Origin of the sequence: Staphylococcus sp. GDY8P120P, from assembly GCF_017892065.1 — a bacterium.
Taxonomy (GTDB): domain Bacteria; phylum Bacillota; class Bacilli; order Staphylococcales; family Staphylococcaceae; genus Staphylococcus; species Staphylococcus nepalensis.
This window is the reverse complement of record NZ_JAESKI010000002.1, coordinates 109,688-134,956: the sequence shown is the minus strand read 5'-3', so window position 1 is coordinate 134,956 and position 25,269 is coordinate 109,688. Positions and strand designations below refer to the sequence as shown.

General features: G+C 32.8%; 23 protein-coding genes. 5 read left to right on the top strand and 18 right to left on the bottom strand.

Annotated features, from left to right (window positions below; translation table 11 throughout):
• Nucleotides 1-30: 30 nt before the first annotated feature.
• The 11 genes from KA900_RS00985 to norA form a co-directional block, all read right to left on the bottom strand.
• The gene (locus tag KA900_RS00985) at nt 31-1,122 is read right to left on the bottom strand and encodes a glycosyltransferase family 2 protein (protein ID WP_103373651.1); all 1,092 of its coding nucleotides are present in this window, start codon (nt 1,120-1,122) and stop codon (nt 31-33) included.
• 518 nt (nt 1,123-1,640) lie between these two features.
• Nucleotides 1,641-2,480 (bottom strand): aldo/keto reductase, encoded by an 840-nt coding sequence (locus KA900_RS00980; RefSeq protein WP_103373652.1) that lies wholly within the window; start codon nt 2,478-2,480, stop codon nt 1,641-1,643.
• Between the two features lie 362 nt (nt 2,481-2,842).
• Entirely contained in the window at nt 2,843-4,195 is a 1,353-nt protein-coding gene (locus KA900_RS00975; protein WP_103373439.1) for a hemolysin family protein, read from the bottom strand.
• 308 nt (nt 4,196-4,503) lie between these two features.
• Nucleotides 4,504-5,661, bottom strand: coding sequence for an N-acetylglucosamine-6-phosphate deacetylase (gene nagA / locus KA900_RS00970; protein WP_210139181.1), 1,158 nt, complete (start codon nt 5,659-5,661; stop codon nt 4,504-4,506).
• 185 nt (nt 5,662-5,846) lie between these two features.
• On the bottom strand, nt 5,847-7,793 hold the full coding sequence (locus KA900_RS00965; protein ID WP_107644059.1) for a PTS fructose transporter subunit IIABC: 1,947 nt from the start codon (nt 7,791-7,793) through the stop codon (nt 5,847-5,849).
• A 1-nt stretch (nt 7,794) separates the two neighbouring features.
• The gene (gene pfkB, locus KA900_RS00960; RefSeq protein WP_096810733.1) at nt 7,795-8,718 is read right to left on the bottom strand and encodes a 1-phosphofructokinase; all 924 of its coding nucleotides are present in this window, start codon (nt 8,716-8,718) and stop codon (nt 7,795-7,797) included.
• Nucleotides 8,715-9,473 carry a DeoR/GlpR family DNA-binding transcription regulator gene (locus KA900_RS00955; protein WP_096810734.1) on the bottom strand — a complete coding sequence of 253 codons (759 nt, stop codon included), beginning with the start codon at nt 9,471-9,473 and terminating at the stop codon, nt 8,715-8,717. The genes pfkB and KA900_RS00955 overlap by 4 nt, the downstream gene beginning before the upstream one ends.
• A 307-nt stretch (nt 9,474-9,780) precedes the next feature.
• Nucleotides 9,781-10,260 carry a Cys-tRNA(Pro) deacylase gene (gene ybaK / locus KA900_RS00950; RefSeq protein WP_103373443.1) on the bottom strand — a complete coding sequence of 160 codons (480 nt, stop codon included), beginning with the start codon at nt 10,258-10,260 and terminating at the stop codon, nt 9,781-9,783.
• 78 nt (nt 10,261-10,338) lie between these two features.
• Nucleotides 10,339-11,211 (bottom strand): UTP--glucose-1-phosphate uridylyltransferase GalU, encoded by an 873-nt coding sequence (gene galU / locus KA900_RS00945; protein WP_119488176.1) that lies wholly within the window; start codon nt 11,209-11,211, stop codon nt 10,339-10,341.
• 170 nt (nt 11,212-11,381) lie between these two features.
• Nucleotides 11,382-12,113, bottom strand: a complete 732-nt coding sequence (locus KA900_RS00940; protein WP_096810736.1) for a hypothetical protein — start codon at nt 12,111-12,113, stop codon at nt 11,382-11,384.
• 427 nt (nt 12,114-12,540) lie between these two features.
• Nucleotides 12,541-13,701, bottom strand: a complete 1,161-nt coding sequence (norA, locus tag KA900_RS00935) for a multidrug efflux MFS transporter NorA (protein ID WP_096810737.1) — start codon at nt 13,699-13,701, stop codon at nt 12,541-12,543.
• A gap of 206 nt (nt 13,702-13,907) precedes the next feature.
• On the opposite strand from norA, the gene KA900_RS00930 reads away from it, so the two are divergent.
• The 3 genes from KA900_RS00930 (at nt 13,908) to KA900_RS14730 (ending at nt 15,701) form a co-directional block, all read left to right on the top strand.
• Nucleotides 13,908-14,327 carry a PPC domain-containing DNA-binding protein gene (locus tag KA900_RS00930; RefSeq protein ID WP_096810738.1) on the top strand — a complete coding sequence of 140 codons (420 nt, stop codon included), beginning with the start codon at nt 13,908-13,910 and terminating at the stop codon, nt 14,325-14,327.
• 484 nt (nt 14,328-14,811) lie between these two features.
• Nucleotides 14,812-15,429 carry a DUF1361 domain-containing protein gene (locus KA900_RS00925; RefSeq protein WP_096810739.1) on the top strand — a complete coding sequence of 206 codons (618 nt, stop codon included), beginning with the start codon at nt 14,812-14,814 and terminating at the stop codon, nt 15,427-15,429.
• Nucleotides 15,426-15,701, top strand: a complete 276-nt coding sequence (locus KA900_RS14730; protein WP_096810740.1) for a hypothetical protein — start codon at nt 15,426-15,428, stop codon at nt 15,699-15,701. Before KA900_RS00925 ends, KA900_RS14730 begins: the two co-directional genes overlap by 4 nt.
• A gap of 138 nt (nt 15,702-15,839) precedes the next feature.
• On the opposite strand, the gene mdh is transcribed toward KA900_RS14730, so the two are convergent.
• The 5 genes from mdh to KA900_RS00900 all read right to left on the bottom strand — a co-directional run bounded on the left by mdh (nt 15,840) and on the right by KA900_RS00900 (nt 19,744).
• Nucleotides 15,840-16,778, bottom strand: a complete 939-nt coding sequence (mdh, locus tag KA900_RS00920) for a malate dehydrogenase (RefSeq protein ID WP_096810741.1) — start codon at nt 16,776-16,778, stop codon at nt 15,840-15,842.
• A 108-nt stretch (nt 16,779-16,886) separates the two neighbouring features.
• On the bottom strand, nt 16,887-17,504 hold the full coding sequence (locus tag KA900_RS00915; protein WP_096810742.1) for a DedA family protein: 618 nt from the start codon (nt 17,502-17,504) through the stop codon (nt 16,887-16,889).
• A gap of 41 nt (nt 17,505-17,545) precedes the next feature.
• Nucleotides 17,546-17,845: a hypothetical protein gene (locus KA900_RS00910; RefSeq protein ID WP_096810743.1), complete on the bottom strand. Its 300-nt coding sequence runs from the start codon at nt 17,843-17,845 to the stop codon at nt 17,546-17,548.
• Nucleotides 17,846-17,870: 25 nt separating this feature from the next.
• Nucleotides 17,871-18,779: an aldo/keto reductase gene (locus KA900_RS00905; protein ID WP_096810744.1), complete on the bottom strand. Its 909-nt coding sequence runs from the start codon at nt 18,777-18,779 to the stop codon at nt 17,871-17,873.
• 38 nt (nt 18,780-18,817) lie between these two features.
• Nucleotides 18,818-19,744 carry a CobW family GTP-binding protein gene (locus KA900_RS00900; RefSeq protein WP_107644057.1) on the bottom strand — a complete coding sequence of 309 codons (927 nt, stop codon included), beginning with the start codon at nt 19,742-19,744 and terminating at the stop codon, nt 18,818-18,820.
• A gap of 225 nt (nt 19,745-19,969) precedes the next feature.
• On the opposite strand from KA900_RS00900, the gene mgrA reads away from it, so the two are divergent.
• Nucleotides 19,970-20,413, top strand: coding sequence for a global transcriptional regulator MgrA (mgrA, locus tag KA900_RS00895; RefSeq protein WP_096810746.1), 444 nt, complete (start codon nt 19,970-19,972; stop codon nt 20,411-20,413).
• A gap of 268 nt (nt 20,414-20,681) precedes the next feature.
• On the opposite strand, the gene cydC is transcribed toward mgrA, so the two are convergent.
• Both cydC and KA900_RS00885 read right to left on the bottom strand, forming a co-directional pair.
• Nucleotides 20,682-22,358, bottom strand: a complete 1,677-nt coding sequence (gene cydC, locus KA900_RS00890; RefSeq protein WP_103372723.1) for a thiol reductant ABC exporter subunit CydC — start codon at nt 22,356-22,358, stop codon at nt 20,682-20,684.
• Nucleotides 22,358-23,983 carry an ABC transporter ATP-binding protein/permease gene (locus tag KA900_RS00885; protein WP_096810748.1) on the bottom strand — a complete coding sequence of 542 codons (1,626 nt, stop codon included), beginning with the start codon at nt 23,981-23,983 and terminating at the stop codon, nt 22,358-22,360. The genes cydC and KA900_RS00885 overlap by 1 nt, the downstream gene beginning before the upstream one ends.
• A 380-nt stretch (nt 23,984-24,363) precedes the next feature.
• Here KA900_RS00885 and KA900_RS00880 point away from each other — a divergent pair, with 380 nt between their 5' ends.
• Nucleotides 24,364-25,239 (top strand): undecaprenyl-diphosphate phosphatase, encoded by an 876-nt coding sequence (locus tag KA900_RS00880; RefSeq protein ID WP_096810749.1) that lies wholly within the window; start codon nt 24,364-24,366, stop codon nt 25,237-25,239.
• Nucleotides 25,240-25,269: the final 30 nt, after the last annotated feature.

Sequence of the window (25,269 nt, the reverse complement as noted above, 5' to 3'; positions counted from 1 at the left end):
AGCGAAACCAAGCTTAATCTGAGGTTATTTTTATCTGTGTTTTACAAGTGGTTTATCTTTATCAGAAGTTGCTTTACGCGACGGTGTATATAAAGATGCTGCGCTGTTCACATTATTTTGGTTATCTTTAATTGTATAATCTGACATTTGCAATTTAGATTCAGATTGCTTTGTTTTATTTTTAGGATCCAAATTAGAAACTTGCACAATATATTTTGGACGTTGTTTGACTTCGTAATAAATTCTACCAATATACTCTCCAACAATACCTATTGAAATGAGTTGGATACCGCCGAGTAATAAAATCGCTGCAATCGTTGAAAAGTAACCTGGTGTTTTAACACCATTAATCATAATGCTTCCAAAACTAAAGACAATATAGAGTAAGCTCACAAAGAAAACAACAAGCCCTAAATAAATCATGGCACGTAATGGTTTATTGTTAAATGAAATGAGACCATCAATACCATAATTCAATAATTTACCAAATGACCATTTCGATTTTCCGTCTTCTCTTTCAACATTTTCATAAGTGAATACCTTAGTGTTATAACCAATCCATTCGAACAATCCTTTTGAAAAACGATTGTATTCATTTAACTCTGTCAATGAATGAATTGCACGTTGGCTGAGCAACCTAAAATCACCAATGCCGTCTTCTAATTTTATGTCTTCAACAAGATGATTAATCACTTTGTAATACACTTTAGTTAGCCATTTTCTTGAACGTTTTTCACCTGTTCTATCACGTTTAGCCACAACTTGATCGTAACCATCTAAATAACTGTCAACCATTTGGGGGATCAACTCAGGGGGGTGTTGTAAATCAGCGTCAATCATCACTACAGCATCACAATTGACACTGTGTTGAAAACCAGCAATCATTGCGGATTCCTTACCAAAATTTCTACTGAATGAAATATATTTCACATGATTGTCATGTGTCGCCATTTCTTGAATATAATTGATTGTTTTATCGTGACTACCGTCATCTATAAATAATAATTCGTAGTTATACTGACGGTTGAGACTGTCTTCCGTTAAGATTTCTGTTAATCTGTCATACGTTTTTAATATTACTTCACCTTCATTATAACATGGCACTATTATTCTTATATCCATATTAAACACCTTCATTTCAATGACTTCAATTTCACTTTATCAATATTCACAGTTATTTTGCCATTCTTATTATTTAGATTTACGCAATCTTTATATTACCTTAATATTCATTAATGAAACTTAATTGTTTAACAAATATTGCAAATTGTTGTTAACTAAACTGCTTTTATAATTAGGAATTGTCACTGTTTGAATTACAAATTTTCTTAATACAGTAATAAATCATTAAACTTAAATATTGTTCTATATATTTTTTGTAAAAAGTTGTAACTTTGTCCATTAAGTTTATCAACTATTGCAAACGATTGAAAATAAAACCCTTTATAACTTTAATCTAAAAAACAGGAAAGAAATCAAAAGTTACTAAATTGATTTTCTCCCCTGTCCTTTAACAAGAATATAATAAGTTTTCAACATATTTAATATGAATAGATATAGCTATACTTAATTACTGTAATGAGACGCTTATAACCTGTAATAAGTGGCCTATCCGCCCAAAGTGATACTGCATGAAGGTATTATTTTAAGTCACCAATACGTACCTTATCTGGGTCTTTACCTTGACGGTCATTTCGATTTAAATTATCTATCTCAGCAATATCCCTTAATTCTAAAGTGAAATCAAAAATATCATAATTTTCCTTAATACGTTCTGGTGTTTTTGATTTAGGAATTATCAAGCGATTATGTGCTAAATGCCAACGTAAAACAACTTGTGCAGGTGTCTTACCGTATCGATTTGCGATGTCAGTTATCACTGGATGATCCAACAATCCTTGATTTCTCATTAATGGCATCCAAGCTGTTACAGCAATATCGTTATCGTCACAATAAGCTTGCAACTCGTGTTGGCTAAAGTAAGGGTGTACCTCGATTTGGTTTACAGCTGGTGTGATTTCAGTTTCAGCCATTAATGTCTCTAAATGATGTTGTTTAAAATTACAAACACCAATTGCACGAATACGTCCTTCTTTATATAGTTTTTCCATTGCTTTATAGGTTTCTATAAACAAATTATCTGCTTCACATGGCCAATGTATTAAGAATAAATCTAAATAATCCGTGCCTAAATTTTCTATTGATTTAGTGAAAAACTCTATTGTTTTATCATATCCTTGGTAATCATTCCAGATTTTAGATGTAATGAATAAATCAGAACGAGGTATATCTGCTTTTTTTAAAGCATTTCCTAATGCTATTTCATTTTTATAAAAGTAGGCTGTATCAAACGCACGATAACCTGATTCTAATGCAGCATTGACCGCTTTTTCCATTTCTTCTTCAGTGATTTTATAAACACCCAAACCAACTTTCGGCATTGGATAACCATTATTTAAATAATATGTATCGGCTAACATAGAAACAATCCCTCTCTTTATTAATTTAAGTATCATTATTATTTTAATATTTAAATTAATAAATGTATACTTTCTAAATTTTAGATATAAAAAAGCGGGATAGAAATCTATGATGCTTTAAAGATTTCATTATCCCGTTATAATTAGAATGATTATAGCGATAAAAGCTTGCTTTTATTTTAGTTATCTAGTGACAATACCATAGGTGGATTTGAATATTGATTTTATGCCAACTACTGTTAAGGTAACTAAACATCTATTTTTTAGCTCACACAAAAATGCGTCATCAACCTACCAAATCTCATTTATGCTCAATAAACTAAATTTTAGTAAGAAAATGGCTTGGGATCATATATCACGCCTTAGTTATCGTCATCTTCTTCGTCTTCTTCATCTTCCAATGTTGGACGTGTTTCATGATATTCAAATTCTAAAATCACGTTGATAATTTGATGATTATCTACTTCTGATATGACCCAGCGATCATATTGTGTATCTACGTAATCATTAGGCTGTAAATTCGTATTATGCGCTTGTAGCCAGCCACCGATAGTGTCGATATCTTCAGAATCTTCAAATTCAATACCAAATTGGTCATTCAAGTCATCTAATAAGACCCTACCATTAATTTGATACTTATTGTCGCTTAATCTTAAAACGTCGTTCACTTCGTCATCATCAAATTCGTCACGAATTTCACCAACAATTTCTTCTAGTATGTCTTCCATTGTTAGAATACCAGCTGTTCCCCCATATTCATCTATAATTAAACTAATATGGACGTGTTCACGCTGCATTCTTATAAGTGCATCGCTTATCCTTGTTGTTTCAGAAATCATTGGTAGATCATGAATATAATTACTTGCTTTCATCGGTTTCCCAGAAGCATACTCTGTTAAAAATTCTTTTACATTAATAAACCCTTTGACGTGGTCTTTATCCCCATCTTCAGTAATCGGGTAACGTGTAAATTGATGTTCTTTAATCGTTTCTAATAATTCATCAACGTTAAATGGTTCATTCAATGTAACCATTTGCGTACGAGGAACCATGATATCTTTAGCATGTCTTTCGTCAAACGAAAAAATATTTTGCATATATGCTAATTCTGTTTGGTTAATTTCGCCGCCGTTATAACTATTGTTTATAATAATTTTTATTTCTTCTTCTGACATAGCATCATTATTAGCATCTGGATCTACGCCAAACATGCGAATAATCATTCTTGCTGAACCGTTCATTAACCAAATTAATGGTTTCATGATAAGTCCAAAATAATATAGCGGTCTTGCATACACAAGCGCCAACTTTTCAGTATATTGAATTGCAAGTGTTTTCGGTGCTAATTCACCAAGAACCACATGTAAATAAGTCACAATAATAAATGCTACAATAAATGATATCGTCGTCGTTAATGCATCAGGTAAATGGATTACTTCAAATAGTGGATGCAATAACTTATTAAATGTTGGTTCTCCTAACCAACCTAAACCTAAAGATGTCACGGTAATCCCCAATTGACATGCGGATAAATAATAGTCTAGGTTTTTAATCATTTTTTTTACAATGCGTGCATTACCATTGCCCTCTGTAGCAAGTTGTTCAATCCTTGTGGTACGTACTTTCACTAAAGCAAATTCCGACCCTACAAAGACAGTAGTTAATGCTATTAAGAAAAAGAATATTACTAAATTCATTATGGTCACTGTTTCCAATTAGTTCCCTATTTCTAGGGATTCACCTCCAAATTTTGTGTCACAATAGGTGACTGCTTATCAAATCTTACATGATTGTTGATTATTGTTTTATAGGCTAAATCCTTCCCATTGTAACACCTCCCTAAAAACACGCATTACTTTTATTTTATCATAATATTTGTATTGAAAGTCATTTATAATAATTAAAATTTTATATTCACCTAATTTACCATTTAAACGCAAATTCACTTTTAAGTCAACTTTCTGATTTATATTTCAGACGTACTAAATAGGCTTCATTCTTTTTAATCGTTTGGTTATTATAACTAATTAAATTTATGAATCTCACCTTGTTTAATTGTTGTTAGCACTTCAATATCATCGTTAACTATGACAATATCTGCATCTTTGCCAACCTTCAGACTGCCTTTTTCGTTGTCTATTTTTAAAGCTACTGCTTGGTTTAAACTGGTAACAGGCCATAGGTTATCCAACGTATCTCCTGTAAATTGCATAAGATTGTAGAGACCGTTGTTCATTTTCAAAATACTCCCTGCTAATGCCCCTGAGGCTAAACGAGCTTCTGAACCTTTTACAATGACATTTTGACCGCCTAAATCATACTCGCCATCAGGCATACCTTTCGCTCGCATAGCGTCTGTAATCAAGTAAAATTGTTTATTACCTTTTTGCTTATAAGCAATTTTTACAGCTACTGGGTGGGAGTGGATGCCATCCACGATAACTTCAGTGCTTAATTTATCATTAAGCCAAGCTGCGCCAAATAATCCCGGTTCCCTATGTTCAAATGGCGTTCCTGCATTATATAAGTGCGTTACATGTTTTGCTCCATTTTCAGCCGCTTCATTACTCTCATCAAATGTTGCTACCGTGTGTCCGATTGAAAAGATAATGTCATCATGAAAAGCTGCTAGCGTCTCTTGTGCGCCAGCAACTTCAGGTGCAAATGTCATCACCTTAATTTGATGATTCGCTACATTTTGAAAATAATTTATTTTTTCTACTGAAGGTCTTTGTACATAGCCTGGATTTTGTGCACCCACTTTATGTTCAGAAATAAATGGCCCTTCCAGATGTATACCCACAATATCTGCCGCATTTAACGCATCGTGTTGTGCTTGGTATGCAACAATATTTTCAAGTGCACGCGTAATATTATCATCTGATTGCGTCATAGTCGTTGCTAAGAAACTGGTAGTTCCTTCAGACAATAATGATTCAGATAAATGTTTCAAGCCCTCCAACGAAGCATCCATCGCATCTTCTCCATAACCCCCATGCATATGAATGTCAATAAAGCCAGGTAAGATGTGATGTCCTTGTGCATCGATAGTTTGTAACTCACCTTCATAATCCCCTATACCTACACCAGCGATTTTACCGGATTTAATAATAATATATCCACGTTCGATGATTTCTTCTTCCGTATATATTCGCCCATTTTCAATTACATATTCAGTCATTTGTTCTACCTTCTTTTCAATGATTTTACGCTCAAATATGATTGTATAACTTTTATTTTATTTTACCAAATTCATCACTTTTATTATATTCAAAAGTTTTTAATTCATAAAATGACGGCGCAAAAAGCCAGAAGATCACTCAATAATGAGTCTCTTCTGGCTTTATAACATACATCAATCTATTTTTAATCATTCATAGCTTCTGATGCTTGAATTTCTTCTTCAGTTAACTTTGGTTTTAATAAACCATAAATAATTGCACTTATAATCGCGCCTATCACAATAGCGATGAGTGATTGTAGCACATGGCTAAAGTCTGTTCCGATGATGACAAAAATACCACCATGTGGTGCTTGAATCGCTGAACCTAACCCTAAAGCAATCGCTCCGCCAATACCTGAGCCAACCATCATTGATGGAATCACTCTGATAGGGTCTGCTGCTGCAAATGGGATAGCACCTTCAGTAATAAATGATAGCCCCATAACGTAGTTTGGTACAACAGAACCTCTCTGTTCTCTTGTGAATTTCTTACGGAAGATAACCATTGCAGTAGCGATGGCAATTGGCGGAACCATTCCACCTATCATTGCAGCAGTTATTGGCGCTGCGTTGCCTTCAGTCAATGCAGCTGTTGCAAATACATATGCTGCTTTGTTGAATGGACCACCCATATCAATTGCCATCATGGCACCAATGACTAAGCCTAATAACATAATGTTCGTTCCTGATAAACTTTGTAAACCATTTAGTAATAAATTATTTAACCATGATGCCGGCGGATTTAATACATAAATCATGAGTAAACCAGTGATTGAAACTGAGAATACCGGGAAAATCAATGTCGGTTTCAAACCTTCTAATGATTGAGGTAACCCACTGGCTACTTTCTTAATACCTTGTGTTAAGTAACCTGCTAAGAAACCTGCAAGGATACCACCAATAAACCCTGAATCGCCCGAAACAGCAATCATACCACCAACAAGACCAGCTGCGAAGCCTGGTTTGTCCGCAATACTACGTGCAATATATCCAGCTAATATTGGTATAATTAACGCAAAGGCACTCTTATTCCCTATATTCCACAATTGTTCCGCAAAGGCATTATATTCTGAACTTTTTGGATCAAATGCATTTGCACCAAACAAGAACACAATAGCCATTAAAATACCACCAGCAATAACAAGTGGTAACATATTAGAAACACCATTCATTAAGTGTTTATATATTGTTTTACCGATACCTTGTTTTTCATTACTTTCTGACTGTTTACTACTTGACTCACTGCTCGCAACAAATGGTTTACGAGAAGTATCTTGCGCCATGTTAATTAGCTCTTCTGGTCGCTTAATGCCATCAGCAACTGGTACTTCTACTACATTTTTACCATTAAATCGAGCTGTTTCGACGTGTACGTCTGCCGCTACAATCACGCCGTTAGCGCGTTCGATATCTTCATTCGTAAGATGGTTCTTTATTCCTCCAGAACCGTTCGTTTCTACTTTAATTTTAACACCCATTTTATCAGCTTGTTTTTTCAAAGCATCGCGTGCCATGTATGTGTGGGCAATCCCTGTTGGACAAGCTGTAACTGCTAATATATATGGTTCATTTGTATCAGCTGCACTTTCAGCGTCTGTATTATTTACTTCTTCTGCTTCCTCTTCTTCTGTTGCTTCATCATCAGCTTTATCAATAATTTGTAATACCGATTCAGGAGACGTTGCATGAAGTAAATCTTCACGTACTTTATCATCCATTAAAATACCTGATAATTTGGCTAATGCGTCTAAATGTGTTTGTGCGCCACCTTCTGGTGCTGCAATCATAAAGAATAGATGTGCTGGTTGCATGTCTAAACTTTGATAATCTACTCCTTCTTTAGATTTACCAAAGGCAATAGCAGGCGTATCTACTGCAGCAACTTTAGCGTGAGGGATGGCAATGCCCTCTCCGATACCAGTCGTACTTTGAGATTCGCGGTTATATATCGCTTCTTTAAAAGTTGAAACATCATTTAATTTATCCGCTTTATCTAGTTGATTAACTAATTCGTCTATTACGCCATTTTTGTCTGTTGAAGAAAGATCCATAGCTATCGTATCTTTTGTTAATAACTCAGTAATTCTCATCTTATTCACTCCCATTTAGTGTCGTAATTGTCACTTGATTTTTAATAGCTTCAATTGCCTTATTTGTTGCTAAATCATCATTAAATGCAGTTGCTGTTCCCGCAGACACTGCTTGTTTAAACGATGCTTCAATAGAAAGACCTGCTTCAAGGCCAGCAACCATACCTGCTACTGTACTATCACCAGAGCCAACCGTGTTCACAACTTTGCCATTTGGGACTGTCGCTTTTAAGTTATGCGTATGGTCTACGTACACAGCGCCTTCACCACCAAGTGAAACAATGACTGATGCAGCGCCCATTTTTAAAATTTCTCGTGCGTAAATGATGACATCTTCATCTGATTTTATCGTTGTGTCAAACATGACTTCTAATTCATCTTTATTTGGTTTAATAAATAATGGATTATATTTTAATACAGGTTCTACTAAATCTTTTTCAGCATCTACAACTAATTGCGCACCTGTTTGTTTGGTGATTTTTGCAATTTGTTCATATGCATCTGTTGGTACGCTCTTTGGTATACTACCTGCTACTATCACTGTGTCTTCCTTAGCAGTATTTCGAAGTTGTGTAAGTAATGCTGTAAATTGTGTTTCTGAAATACTTGGTCCCGGTGCATTTATTTCAGTTTCGCTACCAGTTTTTAGTTTCACATTAATGCGTGTATCTTCATCAACTTGAATAAAATCAGTATAGATTCCCGCTTTTTTCATTGTTTCTATAATGAATTGACCTGGAAAACCACCTGCGAAGCCAAGCGCTGTCGATGACACATTTAATGTTTGTAACACCCTTGAAACGTTGATGCCCTTGCCTCCTGCAAATTTATATGTTTCTGTCGCTCTATTTAATCCATCTAACTCAAAATCATTAGTAAACATAATGTAATCAATAGAAGGATTAAAAGTTACTGTGTAGATCATCGTGTGCCTCCAATAAATTTATAGTTGTCCGCAAATTTTTCAAAAATCCCACTCTCTCTTACTTTTTTAGAAGTAACGATTGTAATTTCATCTTCGATTGGGACATGCGCAAAATATACCTTGTCGTATTTATCATGATCAGCTAATAAGTAGGCTTCTGCGCCTAACTGTATCGCATATTTTTTAATAATTGCTTCTTGTTCGTCTGGTGTTGTTAAACCATACTTCGTATCTATGCCATTCATTCCAATAAAGACTTTATCAAATCGGTATCGTTTCAATGTTTCTAGAGCACTTGCGCCTACTGTCGCAAACGTCGTCGCTTTAATTTCTCCACCTAAAATAAATGTTCTAATACCATACTTAATTAACTCTTCAACATGAGTTAAGCCGCTTGTAACAACCACAATATTTTGCGCCTTTATATAAGGAATCATCTCTAGTGTCGTCGAGCCAGCATCTAAAAAGATGCACTCGTTATCTTCTATTTCCAGAGCAGCTAATCGTCCTATTTCTTGTTTTTCTTTTAAATTTGTAGCACGCTTATCAGCTAAATTGGGTTCTAAAAGAGATGATTGATTAAGTGTTGCGCCTCCATGTACTCTTTTTAATTTCCCGATTTTTTGTAATTTCGATAAATCTCGACGAATCGTTGAAGCACTACAACCTGTACGCTCTATTAATTCTTGCAACGTTAAAAAATCCTTTTTTGACAATTCAGTCAATATGAGTTCATGACGTTTTTCCGTAATCATCTCTTCACCTCATTCCATCATCATTATAATGGTTACGCTTTCTTATTTCAATCATTTTTTATCAAAAACAGTCAAAAACAGTCAAAAAAAGGGTGCATATTTCATCATTTATATCTTTTTACATAAACCGTCCCTTTTTTTATTAAATGAAATGTAAATCATATACAAAATTGGTAATAAAACGCATTAAGCTTTAGCGATTAACATATGAGGCAAAATATGAGGTTAAGTATTTTATTTGTGCGCATAAAAAATCACGAAATGGCAAGTTTACCGTTTCGTGATGATACATTTTATACTACTTTTTTTAATTATGAATAACTTCTGTTACTTTAGCATGAGTGGTATCAATTAAATCATCTACTGCCATTTCAATTTGCACACCGCGTTCCCCACCGCTAACATAAATTGAATTTAAGAACGTTGCTTGTTGGTCAATCACTGTTAGGAATTGTCTTTTCATGCCTATTGGTGAACAACCGCCTCTAATATATCCTGTCACTTTCTTCAAGTCATCTAGCGGCATTAAATGTAATTTCTTTTCGTTTACAGCATAAGCTGCTGCTTTCATATCTAACGTAGCATTTACAGGAATAACAAAAACAAAGTGATCATGGTTACTATTTTCTAAAACAAGCGTCTTATATACAAACTTATCTTCGATGCCTACTTTATTTGCTACCTCAGTACCGTCCATATGTTGATCTGTAACTTCATAAGTATTCACATTATAATTGGTTTTTTGACGATCTAATATGCGCATTGCGTTGGTCTTCTTTTGCTTCATTTCTACACCTCGTAACACTTCAAGATGTGCGATGTTTAACAAATAAATTATTATCTCCACCGCTTAAATGTTTATAACTTAATCATCCAAATTCAGTTGTTTAATAAAACGTGTTAATGCTTCGTTCATTTCTTTATCTTTTAAAGCAAATTCTATTGTTGTTTTAACAAAACCTAGCTTCTCTCCCACATCATAACGATTACCTTCAAAATCATACGCGTATACTTGGCTATCTTTATTTAGTCTTTCAATTGCATCAGTGAGTTGAATTTCACCACCGGCGCCCTTGTCTTGGTTCGCCAAATAATCAAAAATATCAGGTGTTAATACGTAACGTCCCATAATCGCTAAATTAGAAGGTGCAGTGCCTTGTTTGGGCTTTTCAACAAATTGATTTACTTCGTATCTTCGACCTGTTTTTTCTAACGGATCAATAATACCATATCGATGCGTTTCATTTTCATCTACCTCTTGAACTCCGATGACAGACTTACCAGTTTCTTCATAGGTATTCATTAATTGTTTAATAGCCGGATTTTCAGACTCTACAATATCGTCACCTAATAGTACCGCAAAAGGATCGTTTCCAATAAATTGGCGAGCTGAATAAATAGCATGCCCTAGTCCTTTTTGCTCTTTTTGTCTAACATAAAAAATATTAGCTAACTCTGTAGAATAATTCACTTTTTCTAATAAATCTGTTTTTTCTTTTTCTTGTAATATCATTTCCAATTCTTTTTGATTATCAAAATGATCTTCAATTGCACGTTTATGTTTTCCAGTTACGATAATAATATCTTCAATGCCAGCACGAGCGGCTTCTTCAACTATGTATTGAATCGTTGGCTTATCTAAGATTGGTAACATTTCTTTTGGCATAGCTTTAGTTGCTGGAAGAAATCTTGTACCTAACCCAGCTGCAGGTATAATTGCTTTTTTTATTTTTTTCAAAACATTCATCCTTTTCAATTCAAATTAGTTATTGTTATATATTTTTTTAGAATATAAAATGTCTCTAATGTTAATATAATCATACCATTGATACATTTAACTTTATACATTTTTCCAAAAATAAAAACATTCAACTTCAATAAAGTCAGGAAGCTGAATGTTTTTATTTATCACTTATTCAAAGCAGGTTGACGTATGACATCGCCTACTTTATTTACAGTAACTTTATACTCTTTGTTAGCAGTCGAATTATAAAATGTATAAGACATACCTTGTTTAGACGCTTGGACTTGTTTCAAAGTAGCATAGTTACCTAGTGCATCTTTTGCATATTTTTGTGCTATGACTTCTGATTCATGTGGTGAAATACGTGGTTTATTTAAATCCGGGTTATCTTGAACGCGATAGCTGTTATCAAATATTCTTGCATGGTTATTTTGGTCTACAGTAACTCTATAATATGTATTTGGTTTTTTCTGATTTTTAAATGTAAATACATAGTAAAATGCTCCTTGACATGTACGATCTATCCCGTAATCATTATATTTATTTTCAGAATGGTTATCATCATTCACAATAGTTTGAGCTTTACTTAAAGCTGCTGTAAACTGAGGCAAATTAGTTTCCCCAGAGGTTTTATCTTTCAAATGATGTGTCGCTGATGATGCAATTGGTACATGATTTTTTGCATTATATGGCTTTTCTTTTTTCTTTTCTCCCTTTGCATCTGAGTGAGCGTTGTTATCTTTCGTTTTGGATTGAATCGCTTTATTTGTTTCAGAGTAACTCGAGATTGTCTCATGTACTTTAGCAAGTGCTTGCTGGTTAGTAACTAATACCAATAAAAATATGAAACAACACGAAAGCAGAAAAGCCAATATCGCCAATAGTAAATTTTTCAAGTTTATCCCCTTAATTCATTCTCTCTTTATTAATAACAATTTCATATTAGCACATATATTTAACAAAAAACTTATATAGACCGCAATTTAAAACAATTGTAACTTCTGTAACATAAATATTATATGTGCAATTAATCTTAAACATACGTGTCATATTTAGTGCTGTTTTCTAACAAGGGAATTTGTATTAATTAAAGAGACAAACACGTCAATCATATTTGTCTATCACATATAAGAAGAAGCGGATAGCCATCTTTTTTTAAAGACTGCTGCCCGCTCCCTCTTTACGTTATCAATACCACACAATTTCAAATAAATTGTAATTATCATTTTAAAAGATATTTCCAACTCTTATTTAAATACTTTTAGACTGACCCATACATTTTATTCGTTATCAAAAACTTTCACAATGTTAAGTTATATCCAGTTAAGACTTTTTTGTCCTCTTTTGAATTATTTTTTCAACAAATATTACTATCATACCTATAAACATTACTAATATTGCCATATATAATGGAAATTCAAAGTTCACATCATATAAACTACCCGCGACTAAAGGACCGATGAAATTTCCCATACTTGTAAATGTAGAGTTTAGCCCACCAGCAAATCCTTGTCGGTTGCCAGCTATATTAGAAAAATAATTTGTAATAGCTGGTCGAATCATATCAAAACCTATAAATACAACAAAGCTAATGACCATAATTGACCAGTAACTATGCATCAATGTCAATGCGAGTAATATTATAGCAGAATAAAGCAAAGCATACGTAATAAATGTAAGCTCTTCAAAATATTTCATAAACTTATCAAAGAAAAACACTTGGAAGAGTGCCCCAAAGATACCTCCACCTGTAATTGCAAGTGAAATATCTATAGGTGAATAATGTGCCTTGTCCGCTGTATATAATGGGAATAACGTTTCAAACGCTGACAAACCAAACGCTAATACGAGCGTCAAAATGACCGGAGTAAGAAACACTTTCCAATTTATTTTAGAAAGTAATTCCGGTTGATATTGAGTAAAGCCATCTTGTGTCTCATGTTTAGGATTTTTAATTAATGTAACTGATAATATGAGTGCAATCACACCACTTGTACCTGCTACATAGAATGGTAATCTATGTGAAAATTCAGCTAGTAAACCACCTAGACCAGGACCTAAAATGAAACCAGAATTAATAATGGCTGACATATAACCAAAATTCTTTGCTTTGTCTTTTCCTAAAGAAATATCTGCAATCATACCAGTAACCCCTGGCATAACCATACCAGCACTGAAACCACCTAAAATTCTGGAAACGATTAATAGTGGAAATGTGTAACTCGCTGCAAATAAAAATTCTGAAATAGCAAAAAGTGCGAGACCGATACAAATAATTAATTTTTTCCCTAATTTATCTGCAAGCGTACCACCAAAAGGCGAAATAATCATTTGCGCTAGTGCGAAAACCGCAACAAGAATACCTAAGTCACTACCTTTTAAACCTAAATCCTTTAAATATACTGGTAGTACTGGTACAACCAAACCTATACCTAAAAAGACTAAAAATATATTAAAATATAAAATATAAAATTGTTTGTTCACGCTTTTCACTCCATTCTTTCGTAGATTTTAAATTGTTTTTGTTTTACGTTATCTTATTCGAGGAATGCATAATATTAGAACATTCTATAACATTTTCTAATAGAAACACAATAGAAAAATTCAACTTCATAAACAATATTATACATCTTATAAATAATTATTTGTATAATGTAATTAAAGTTAATCATTTGAATGGAGGTTTCAAAATGGTATATCAAGTTGATGGCAAAACAATTGTATTAGTGTTAGAACAAGGGGAAGATATTGTCGACGCAGTGACGGATATTGCGCGTGAACAAAATGGTAAGTTTGGCACAGTGAGTGGCGTAGGTGCCTGTGATGATGTAGAATTAAATTTCTATAATTTAGAAACTAAGTCATATGAGAAAAAAGAAATTAAAGCGCCTTTAGAGTTAATTAGCTTGTTAGGTAATATTTCTCATATAGACGAAAAGCCATTCGCGCATTTACATGCAACATTTGGCACCGATAAATATGAAACTTTAAGTGGTCATTTAACAAAAGCAGTCGTTTCTGCCACGGCAGAAATTGTTATTACAATGACAAATCTCGATATCAATCGTAAACACGATGAACATATCGGTTTGAATTTACTAGATTTATAGCTGTTTGTGCATTAAGAGGTAAAAAAACTATTCTCGTTTATACAAACATCACTATATAAATATTTATGACAAATTAGCACTTCATAAGGCTTCAAAAATACATCTATTTAGTAGTTTTAGCAATATAGTCATCCTATGCAAAGGGAGTAATCATAAGAAACCAAACTAAATGCTTTGCTTTCTGATTCACTCCTTTTCATTATAACCGTTTTCATTACATATAGACTATGTTTATAATTGAAATTTATCAGGTGAACTTGTATTATAAATATCCATATTCAAAATTTTGTGTTCATATTCCCTTGAGCAATGCGCTTTTATGGGAATTTTTGTTTTCATATGGTTTGTAACATTGACTATAAAAGGCTTAAACGCTCATATGGTATAAGTGGTGAATATCTGAACAAACAACAAATTCTGGTTATAAAACTAGATTATTACCCTATTCCACTTATATAAATTTAAAAAGAAAGTAGGTGTAAGTATGGCCCCCCGTTACATTGCTAGGACAGTATTCCTAATATTAATGATTATTTCTATTTTCTTTAATCATTTTTATCAATTTATGACATTGAATCTTTTTCTAGCATATATACCGTTTGAACTGTGCTTACTTTTAAATTTATTTAAACCTAAATATAAATATGAATGGCCATTATTCATTGTCTTTATACTCATATTTTTATTCATGGTTCCTAATACGTTGTACATGGTGACAGATTTAATACATTTAAATCAATTTACTTTCAATTTTTACCAAGGTTTAGTCATCGTTGAATGGATGTATTTTACATTTCTAATTTCAGGCGTGTTGCTTGCATTATATTTATTAATTTTAATGTTTATAGAAATAGAGCACTTTACTAGTGCTCATTGGTTTAACAGAATATTAATATTAATCATGATGATGCTCAATGGTTTTGGTATATACATCGGACGTTTTTTACGTTTACACTCTGTTTACCTTATCAACGAACCTCTTAGGATATTTAGAGAAGTAACAAATAACTTAAACCTCGATGCTTTACTTTTTATAACATTACTCGTATTACTACAAATATTGATTTATGCGTTTGCGAAAGGAGTACGAAGTGCAAAATGACCATCAATCTTTTAATATTAATTATTGTACTCATCGTATTTCAGTTAATCATTGGGCATTTACTTCATGACATAGGGTTTTCCTATACTAAAAGTATTTTGCTCATGTGTTTGCCATTGGGCGTAGGTTTATTTTATCTACAATTGTTTTACTACGAACGCCGTCACCCTAATTGGCATGTCTCTATTCAAGAAAAACTGAAGTTAAAATATATGTATATCTTCACTTTCTTTGAATATGTTGCTGTATATATATGTATTTTCAGAATGTAATTAGAGACAATTGAAAAAATAATATAAACTAAACCCCGCAGAAATGTTTATTCATCATTCTGTGGGGTTTTATATGAACGGAATATCAATCTTTTTAATGCTTCACTAACCCATTAACCATTGATCCGATTGCTAAACTTATACATTTTTAAGAGACTGTTTTACTTCTTGTACAGCATTTGCAGAAGTTTGTAACTGGTTTTGTTCTTCATCTGAAAGTGTCAGCTCTAGTACATGCTCTATACCATTTTTTCCTAATATTGCAGGGACACCCAAACAAATATCTGAAAAACCATATTCACCATTTAAAAGTGCAATGGTTGGTAGTAAACGCTGTTGGTCTTTTAAAATAGCTTCCAACATGCTATATACCGCTGAGGCAGGTGCATAATATGCTGAACCTGTGCCTAGTAATTCGACAATTTCAGCACCACCTTTTCGAGTGCGTTCGACAATCTCATTAATCACACTTTCATCTAAAAGGTCAGTCAATGGAACGCCATTAACATTTGTAGCTTTTACAAGTGGAACCATCGTGTCTCCATGCCCACCCAATACTAAACCTTTAATATCTTTAACGGACACACTTAAAGCTTGTGCAATAAATGTTTGATATCTTGCAGTATCTAGAACGCCAGACTGCCCTATTACACGATTTTTAGAAAACCCTGATGTTTTCAAAACTGTATACGTCATCGCATCAACTGGGTTTGTAAGAACCACAATTTTACAGTCAGGCGCATATTTAATAATTTCTGTTGTGACTTCTTCCATTACTTTTTCATTAATTTTGACTAAATCATCTCTACTCATCCCGGGTTTACGTGGTACCCCCGCAGTAATAACAACGATGTCAGAATCTTTTATATCCGAATAAGCTACTGATCCAAATACATTTACATCAAAACCATAAATAGGACTACTTTCTAGTATATCTAAAGCTTTACCTTTGACTTGCCCTTCATTCTTAGGCTGATCAATCAATACTACATCTGCTAATTCACGTTCGGCAATAAGAAACGCTAACGTTGAGCCCGTATTGCCGGCGCCTATAATTGAAATTTTTCGCTTTGTCATAATGTCATCCCTTTCAGCATTCGATTTATACATCATTATAACATCTAGCATGTGGAATAATTACACAATAAGAGTCAAAAGGTGCATTCAATTTCTTTGAGCTTATCATTACTTTTTCTTATATTTTCTTTGACGCTTTACCCATTTCCAAATAATAAAAATAATCAAAATAATAAGTACAATATAAATAATTTTAGAATAAATATCCATGTAATGCACGATTGCTTTCCAGTTACTGCCAACAGTTTGTCCTAAATAGATTAATACTACATTCCAAATCAACGTACCAATAGTAGTAAATAATAAAAATAATGGCATATTCATACGCGTTAAGCCTGCTGGTATTGAAATCAAACTTCTTAAAAGGGGGACGAAACGACAGAAAAATATAGTCCAATAACCGTATTGTTCAAACCACTGAATTGTTTTATCCAAGTCACTTTCTTTTACGCGTATTACTTTGCCATAACGGGCTACAATTTTATATAAATTGCGTTCACCTATCCAAGCACCGATACCATAGAGTGCAATAGCCCCAACAACGGATCCCACTGTAGATGTTAACGCGACACCAACAAAACCTAAGTTAGCTTGTGTGGTCATAAAACCACCAAAGGTTAATATAACTTCTGATGGTATAGGCGGAAAGATATTCTCCAAAAATATCAGAAATGCAATCCCCCAATAGCCATATTGCTCCATAAAATGTGTAATCCATTGCTCCATGTATTGCCTCCTGATTATTTAGTTCATGTACTTTTTTGGTACTACAGTAAATTGTTTGCTTTAGCGTATAAATACATTGTCATTCCAAATAATGCTAGAGATAGTAGCGTTAATATGACAGCTAAAACCATTACGCGTTTATAATGTTTAATAAATGCAACAAATAATATCCCTCCATTATATAGGAAAAACAAACCAAATAATGTCATCATTACATTAATATCGGGGTAGATAATGTTTAATAAAGCAATTATCAACGCGAATCCTAAAAATGGGAAATTAATAAAATTGCGTTGAAATTTAAACTGATTTCTATAATGTTGTTCGTTTTGATTGTTCATCATTTACGCTCCTTCTATTTTAAAACTAAGGAATATCATGACCTAAAGAAGCTGTATAAATATCAAACCATTCTTGATCAGTCAACGATAATTCCATACCTTGTAATGCTTCATCGACACGGTGAATTTTTTGCGTTCCAAACACAGGCATAATAGATGCTGGATGCTTATTTAACCAGGCCATAATAATTGCCGTTGTTGTAACTTGGTATTTTTGTGCTAACGGAGAAATCACCGCTGTGATTCTTGCCGTTTTTTCATCTTCTAAATCAAATAACTTTCCTCCAGCTAATGGACTCCATGACATCATTTTAACATCATCTTTATACATGTGATTAATTGTTCCATCTTCAATTGCGTCTAATGTATAAGGTGAAACTTCTAATTGATTTAAAGTAATATGCAATTTGTCACAAACTAAACATTTACTCAATAAATCATATTGTGATTTATTGAAATTAGATACACCAAATGATTTAATTTTCCCTTCTTTCACTAAAATTTTAACGGCTTCTGTTATTTCATGAGGATCCATTAATGGGGAAGGTCTATGAATAAGCACAGCATCTAATTGTTCTATTTGTAATTGCTTAAGCGAGCGCTCGACAGATTGTATGATATGCTTTTTGCTGTGGTCATATCGATGACCATCTGCTTGTTCTATTTTATTTGAAGGCAATATAATGCCACATTTAGATACGATCTCAAGATGATTTCGTAAATTGGGTGATAATTTGAGCGCTTCTCCAAAAATTCCTTCACAAGTATAATTGCCATATATATCTGCATGGTCCATCGTCGTTATACCACGTTCGACCAATTCATTAATATAGCGATTTAACTGTTGTGGCGTCCACTGCCAATCTTTCGCTCTCCAAAAACCTTGTATTACATTTGAAAATGATACATGCTGGTTAATCTTTACTCTATCCATAATAAATCAAACCCCTTTCTTTATTTCATTGATGTAAATTATGTGAATTGAAGCATATCCAATTGATTCCGTAACTTATTCTCGTCTAATTGCTCACCAATAATAACTAGCGTGAGTGGCAATGCTTCATCTACAATTTGATAATCAGGCAAACCAAATGCATATTGAAACTCATAAATATCATTAGGCATATCTCTAAACTTTACATATCCCTTTAATCTTAGAACATTATCTGGTAAGCGTAAAATAAATTGATAAAACAGCTGCCTATTAATCGGACCAGAAAAATGATAATTTACACTATTTATACCATGATGATGTGCATGAGTGCTAGCTTTAACACCACTATTGTCTGAAGTTATATGAATATTATCCATACTTAAATTCGCGTATGTGGTAAAGTACTTAGAAGCGGTAGGGTTAATTTCATTTACTGCCATATCCATTACCTGTTTATTATGGTCAATAAGATCCATTTTATTCATAACAATCGCATGACACACAGCTAATTGCTCTTCCATTAACTGTATTGTATGCTTTGTATATTGGCCACGATTTAAGAATCTAGGCCCGTCTACTAAGCCTATCACCGTTGGTGGACTGACTTGTTCAACAATTTCTGGGTCTTGGCATGCTGCAATAATATCAATCGGATGTGCCAAACCTGTAGCTTCAATTATTATATGGCGCGTTGCACTTTTGCTAAGAAAATGTTTTAATTGTTTTATTAAATCTAGTTGCAAATCACAGCATACGCAACCATTTAATATGGACACAACCTCAATATCATTGCTTATTGCATGGCTATCAATATCTAAATTACCGTATTCATTTACGATAACTGCTGGGTTTTCATTGTTTTTTTGTAAATATTTTATATATTTGCTTAAGAACGTGGTTTTGCCACTTCCTAAAAACCCTGTGATGACTGTAATTGATGTTTTTTGATTTTTAATATTTTTCATATACTCACTCATTTCGTAATTAAAAATGTTTGCGTAAAACCTTAATTATTCTTATAATTAATCTTTCACTTGATAAAATATTGATTTTCTTCTAAACTTTATACATACTTTATTTTAGCATGGCAAAGTGCGAAAGTATGTTTGAGGAAGTGTTACACAACATTAGACGGATTCAAATCCGAAACAGAAGGAAGAAAACGGATAGAATGTCTGGAGGAGAACTTTATGTCTGAACCACTTAATTTAAAGGATCAACTATGTTTTAGTTTGTATAACGCTCAAAGACAAGTAAATCGCTACTACTCAAATAATGTCTTTAAAAAATACAAGCTAACATATCCACAGTTTTTAGTTTTAACAATCTTATGGGCTGAATCACCTGTTAACGTGAAAAAAGTCGTTACTGAATTAGCGCTTGATACAGGCACTGTATCACCATTACTGAAAAGAATGGAGCAAGTTGATTTAATCAAACGTGAACGTTCTGAAGTCGATCAACGTGAAGTATTTATTCACTTAACAGATAAAAGTGAAGCAATCCGTCCTGAATTGGATACTGCATGTCAAGATGTAGCAATTGCATCTTCACTAAGCTCAGAAGAAAACAAAGAACTAAACCGATTACTTTCTAAAGTAATTAACGCCTTTACAGAAGAAAAAGCAAAATAACGCTAAGTATTAAATGTTTAGGTTGAACTACCTCAAATTGGATAATCTAAATATATTTGATTGATGATAAGGTGTACAGGACAGCAATGCATTTTGAAAAAGAAGCATTGCTTACTGTCTCGCCAAGACATTGGTGGATTGCATTAGAACTACTTGGTATAAGTTAGTTTATTTTTAGACTGATTCACCAAATACCAATATCAGATTAAGAGGCTGAGACGTTTAATAATGTCTCAGCCTCTTCTTTAGTATCTATTAAAGTTTAAATTTACAATTGATTTATCGTTACCATTTGATATAAATAACCTTTGTTTGCTAATAGTGATTGATAATCACCATATTCAATGATTTCACCATCGACCATAACTGCTATTTTATCAAATTTTGGTAATAATCTTAAGTCATGAGTTGCAACAATTAAGGTTTGTGCTTGTTTATGAATTTCTTCCATTACAAGGTTCGTATGATAAATATCTAAAGCTGTCGTTGGCTCATCAAGGATCCATATAGGCGCTTCCTTCAACAGTAATCTTGCAATACCTAGCCGTTGAATTTCTCCACCTGATAATGTATTACCAGAAAGCGTAATATTTCTATCTAAGTCTATATGCGTCAATCCTAATATATCGAAAACTTCTTTTATTACCTCATCCTCTTCATCTGTAAATAAGTTATCACGTACTTTACCATCAAATAATTGTTGTGTCTGTAATAATGCGTTAATGGCATCATATTTATTTGAATCTAAAATGTTTGTGACATCTTGTTGATTTATTAAAATAGCTCCATTATCACTTTGATAAAGACCTAACATCAATTGTAACAATGTACTCTTTCCTGAACCTGAAGGTCCAATAACTGCGACATGTTCACCTTCATGAATATTTAATTGAACTGCTTGCAAAGTATATGTGGATTGGTTCCAATATTTAAAGTTAACATTTTGAACTTCTAATAAAGGTTTATTGCTAGTAGCAGTTAACTCTAATTGCTCGTCCCCTTGTTTCATTGGATGTGCGATAACTTCATTTATATTACTTAAAGCTTCATCTGTGTCTGCCTTGTAATATGCAACATTGCTCATAGGTATAGCTTGTTCAAATAGTGTCAGCATCATTAGCACAATGCTTGTCAAATAGACAACATCTAATTGGTGATTTTGCACTTGTATTACACCCAAAGATAAAGTAGCAAATAAAGCAATCATTGATACTACATTCAAACTAAATTCATACAAAGATAAAAACCGTTGCTCTTTTGCTTGAGCTTGTTCATATTTACCTAATTGGTTTAAAACCCTTTGTTCATACAAAGCCGTTTGTTGGAAACGCTCTAATTCTTCATATCCTTCTTTATAGTCATAAAATTGATTTAAAAACTGACCTTGTACGTGGTTAACCCGTTTTTTTAGTGTTTGCGCTTTTTTAGCACTTAGCCAAGGTATCAATACCAACGTTATTAACATACTTAAAAATATGATTATTGCATGAACATAAGAAAAATAAAATGTTACAATCATTGCAATCAACGCAGTTAAACCTATAACGACCGGCGGGTAATAGACTCTTAGATAAATGTTTTGCAGTGATTCTACACTACCTACCATACGACCAAGAAGATCGCTTGAATTAAACTTTCTATAAACATCTGGTACAACAGGTATAATCCGTTTAAAAAATTGTACTCTGACATTTCTAAGCATAGTAAATGTTGTTTTATGCGATAATAGACGTTCAATATATCTTGCAACAGCTCTTAAAAATCCAAAGAATTTGACAGTTACGATTAATATCATTAATGCAAATAGTGGTGCACCGAGCGCACTTTGGGTTACCATATAACCGCTTAAGAAAAACATACCGAGTGCAGTTAAACTACCTAATACGCCAACAATAATAGATAATATTAAATCTTTATCTAGCTTAAATTGAATACGTGGTCTCATCACATGTCACCACCTTTATATTCATTTTCGTTTGTTACTTTGTTAGATTCAACCGTACCTTGATTAATTACAATACGTCTATCTGCATTTTTAATTGTATTCTCTCTATGAGCTATCGTAATAATAGTAGTATTTTTAAATTTTCTACTGATTGCTGATTGTATGATTTGTTCTGTTTGCACGTCTAACCCTGTTGCTGGCTCATCAAAAATCAATACATCAGGTCGCATTAATAACAGTCTTGAGAGTTCGATTCTTCTCATTTGTCCGCCTGATAGCATTTCTCCTCCCTCGCCAATCCAGGTATCTATACCGTCTTTTAAAATATTAACTTGTTGTTTTAAGTCAACATCTTCAAGGACTGCAAATATCTGATTATCATCTATCTCTTGAAACATCGTCATATTATCACGAATGGACGCATTAAAAATATATGGGCTCTGACTTAAAAATCCAATTTTCAATTGTTTTTTCTGATAAGTAACAGACCCAGTTTGCTGTATAAAATGTTGCGCGATTACTTGGGCTAAAGTAGACTTGCCTGCACCACTTTGACCAATTAATGCAATATGCTCTCCATTATAAATATTTAAATTGATATGCTTCAATGCCCGATGTTTCGCACCTTCATATTGATAGTCCACATTCTCAAGTTGAATTAAAGGCGTTTGCTGTATATTGGTCGGCACTTCGCGTTTGTTAATTGTTTCTTGTCGATCTAATAAATCAAACACAACGTCGCTTGAGCCTTCACTCTGCTTTCCTGTATGAAAAGATTGACCTAAATCTTTGATTGCATTATAAAATTCTGGAGCTAGAATAATGGCGATAGCTGCAGTTTTAAAGTCTATATTGTGAAATAAAATTAACCCTAACCCTGCTTCTAACGCGACAAGACCAATACCTAACATACTAATAAATTCCAACATTAAACCCGATAAAAATGCACTTTTTAAAATACGCATTGTTAAATCTCGAAATGTTGTACTTTCTTCGTATAAAGCTTGTTCGGTAGTCTTTGTTTTATTAAATAGTTTTAATGTGATAAGTCCTTTTATTTTATTTAAAAATTGTTGACTAAATTGATTTAAATAAGTCATTTTGTCTTTCGACTCATCGCGTGTTTTTAGTCCAAAAATGATATAAAATAATGGGATAAATGGCGCTGTTACAATCATAATTAACGCTGTATTCAAATGAATAAAACACATGGCGATAATGATAAATAAAGGAATCATCATTGATTTGAATACTTGTGGAAAATAACTATTAAAAAATGGTACGATGCCATCGATATTTTCTGTCAGTGTATTAATTTGAACACCGATTGGATCTGAAGATTTATTTAAAATCAATTGACGGCGCAAATCATATTTTACTCGTGTAGACATACGATCGCCTATCATTTGATTCATTGTATTAAATGTCGCTCTTGCTAATAAAATAATTAATGTTATCAGTAGTAAAATTAACAAATCTTGATGCGTATTACTTAACATTGCATTTAAAATTTCTGCTATAGCAATATTTTGAATAACTACAGTAATAGCTAATAATGCACTGATTACAAACATTAAAATAGGATAAGTTTTATATTTTACCGCTAAATTTGTTAATCTTTTCACAATTATCACCTAGTTCATATTATATAGGGATTATACAAAAATTAAATCAATTCGCTCATTGATTTATGTATTTTTATGAATGTAATTCATACTTTTGTCATAATTATAATTTTATTATTAAAACCTAAATTACATTCATGTAAACCATTCTTTTTTGACAATCCTATTTAGTTTTTGGATTATAGTAGATAATTCTATGTTTTTCTTGCTTTATTAAGACATTTAAACGCATAAACATTAAGCTAATCTAAAAATTTTTATTTTCTCTCGGCCTTTAGTCCAAATTCATATATATCTGTAGCACATTACATTTTTAATGTGCTATTATTATAAAATGAAAATAAATAAATTATAATCCATAATACGAAAGTAGGTTAATTATGATATTGATTGAATTAATAAAAGGTATCATTTTAGGGATTGTTGAAGGCTTAACTGAGTTTGCACCGGTGTCTTCGACTGGTCACATGATTCTTATAGATGATATGTGGCTCAAATCAACTCAATTTTTAGGTTCAGAATCCGCATTCACCTTTAAAATTGTCATTCAACTAGGATCCGTTTTCGCAGGAGCTTGGGTATTCCGTGAACGTTACTTTGAAATGTTACATATAGGAAAATATAGAGGTGAGCCTATCGACGGTATAGGCCAAAAACCAAAACGTCTAAACTTGTTACATATTATCGTTGGTATGATTCCAGCAGGCATTTTAGGTTTATTGTTCGATGATGTTATTGAAAAATATTTATTTAGCGTCCCAACAGTTATGGTTGGACTATTTGTTGGAGCAATTTATATGATTATTGCCGATGTGTATAGTAAAAGAGTAGCTCACCCTAAAACGGTTGACCAAATAAACTATTTCCAAGCTTTTGTGATAGGTTTATCTCAAGCCATTGCTATGTGGCCAGGTTTTAGTAGATCAGGATCTACAATTTCTACAGGCGTTTTAATGAAAATGAATCATAAATCAGCTTCCGATTTTACGTTTATTATGGCAGTACCTGTGATGTTAGCCGCTAGTGGATTATCTTTATTCAAAAACTTTGAATATATACAATTAGATCACTTTGGTTTTTACTTATTAGGCTTTATTACAGCCTTTATTGTTGGTTTAATTGCAATCAAAACGTTCTTATTCTTGATTAGTAAAATAAAACTCATTCCATTTGCTATCTATAGAATTATTTTGGTTATTATTATTGCTATTCTATACTTTGGCTTTGGTATAGGACAAGGTATTTCTGGTCAATAAAATGAGATTAAATACCAATTAATACTTGAA

What these genes read in the sequence shown, in the direction of transcription:
- mdh (WP_096810741.1), bottom strand. Translation starts at nt 16,778, where the DNA reads ATGACAAAGCGAAAAATTTCAATTATAGGCGCCGGCAATACGGGCTCA.
- pfkB (WP_096810733.1), bottom strand. Translation starts at nt 8,718, where the DNA reads ATGATCTACACAGTAACTTTTAATCCTTCTATTGATTACATTATGTTT.
- mgrA (WP_096810746.1), top strand. Translation starts at nt 19,970, where the DNA reads ATGTCTGAACCACTTAATTTAAAGGATCAACTATGTTTTAGTTTGTAT.
- KA900_RS00905 (WP_096810744.1), bottom strand. Translation starts at nt 18,779, where the DNA reads ATGGATAGAGTAAAGATTAACCAGCATGTATCATTTTCAAATGTAATA.
- KA900_RS00900 (WP_107644057.1), bottom strand. Translation starts at nt 19,744, where the DNA reads ATGAAAAATATTAAAAATCAAAAAACATCAATTACAGTCATCACAGGG.
- KA900_RS00910 (WP_096810743.1), bottom strand. Translation starts at nt 17,845, where the DNA reads ATGAACAATCAAAACGAACAACATTATAGAAATCAGTTTAAATTTCAA.
- cydC (WP_103372723.1), bottom strand. Translation starts at nt 22,358, where the DNA reads ATGAGACCACGTATTCAATTTAAGCTAGATAAAGATTTAATATTATCT.
- KA900_RS00980 (WP_103373652.1), bottom strand. Translation starts at nt 2,480, where the DNA reads ATGTTAGCCGATACATATTATTTAAATAATGGTTATCCAATGCCGAAA.
- nagA (WP_210139181.1), bottom strand. Translation starts at nt 5,661, where the DNA reads ATGACTGAATATGTAATTGAAAATGGGCGAATATATACGGAAGAAGAA.
- KA900_RS00965 (WP_107644059.1), bottom strand. Translation starts at nt 7,793, where the DNA reads ATGAGAATTACTGAGTTATTAACAAAAGATACGATAGCTATGGATCTT.
- ybaK (WP_103373443.1), bottom strand. Translation starts at nt 10,260, where the DNA reads ATGAAGCAAAAGAAGACCAACGCAATGCGCATATTAGATCGTCAAAAA.
- KA900_RS00880 (WP_096810749.1), top strand. Translation starts at nt 24,364, where the DNA reads ATGATATTGATTGAATTAATAAAAGGTATCATTTTAGGGATTGTTGAA.
- KA900_RS00925 (WP_096810739.1), top strand. Translation starts at nt 14,812, where the DNA reads ATGGCCCCCCGTTACATTGCTAGGACAGTATTCCTAATATTAATGATT.
- KA900_RS00955 (WP_096810734.1), bottom strand. Translation starts at nt 9,473, where the DNA reads ATGATTACGGAAAAACGTCATGAACTCATATTGACTGAATTGTCAAAA.
- KA900_RS00915 (WP_096810742.1), bottom strand. Translation starts at nt 17,504, where the DNA reads ATGGAGCAATGGATTACACATTTTATGGAGCAATATGGCTATTGGGGG.
- KA900_RS00930 (WP_096810738.1), top strand. Translation starts at nt 13,908, where the DNA reads ATGGTATATCAAGTTGATGGCAAAACAATTGTATTAGTGTTAGAACAA.
- KA900_RS14730 (WP_096810740.1), top strand. Translation starts at nt 15,426, where the DNA reads ATGACCATCAATCTTTTAATATTAATTATTGTACTCATCGTATTTCAG.
- KA900_RS00985 (WP_103373651.1), bottom strand. Translation starts at nt 1,122, where the DNA reads ATGGATATAAGAATAATAGTGCCATGTTATAATGAAGGTGAAGTAATA.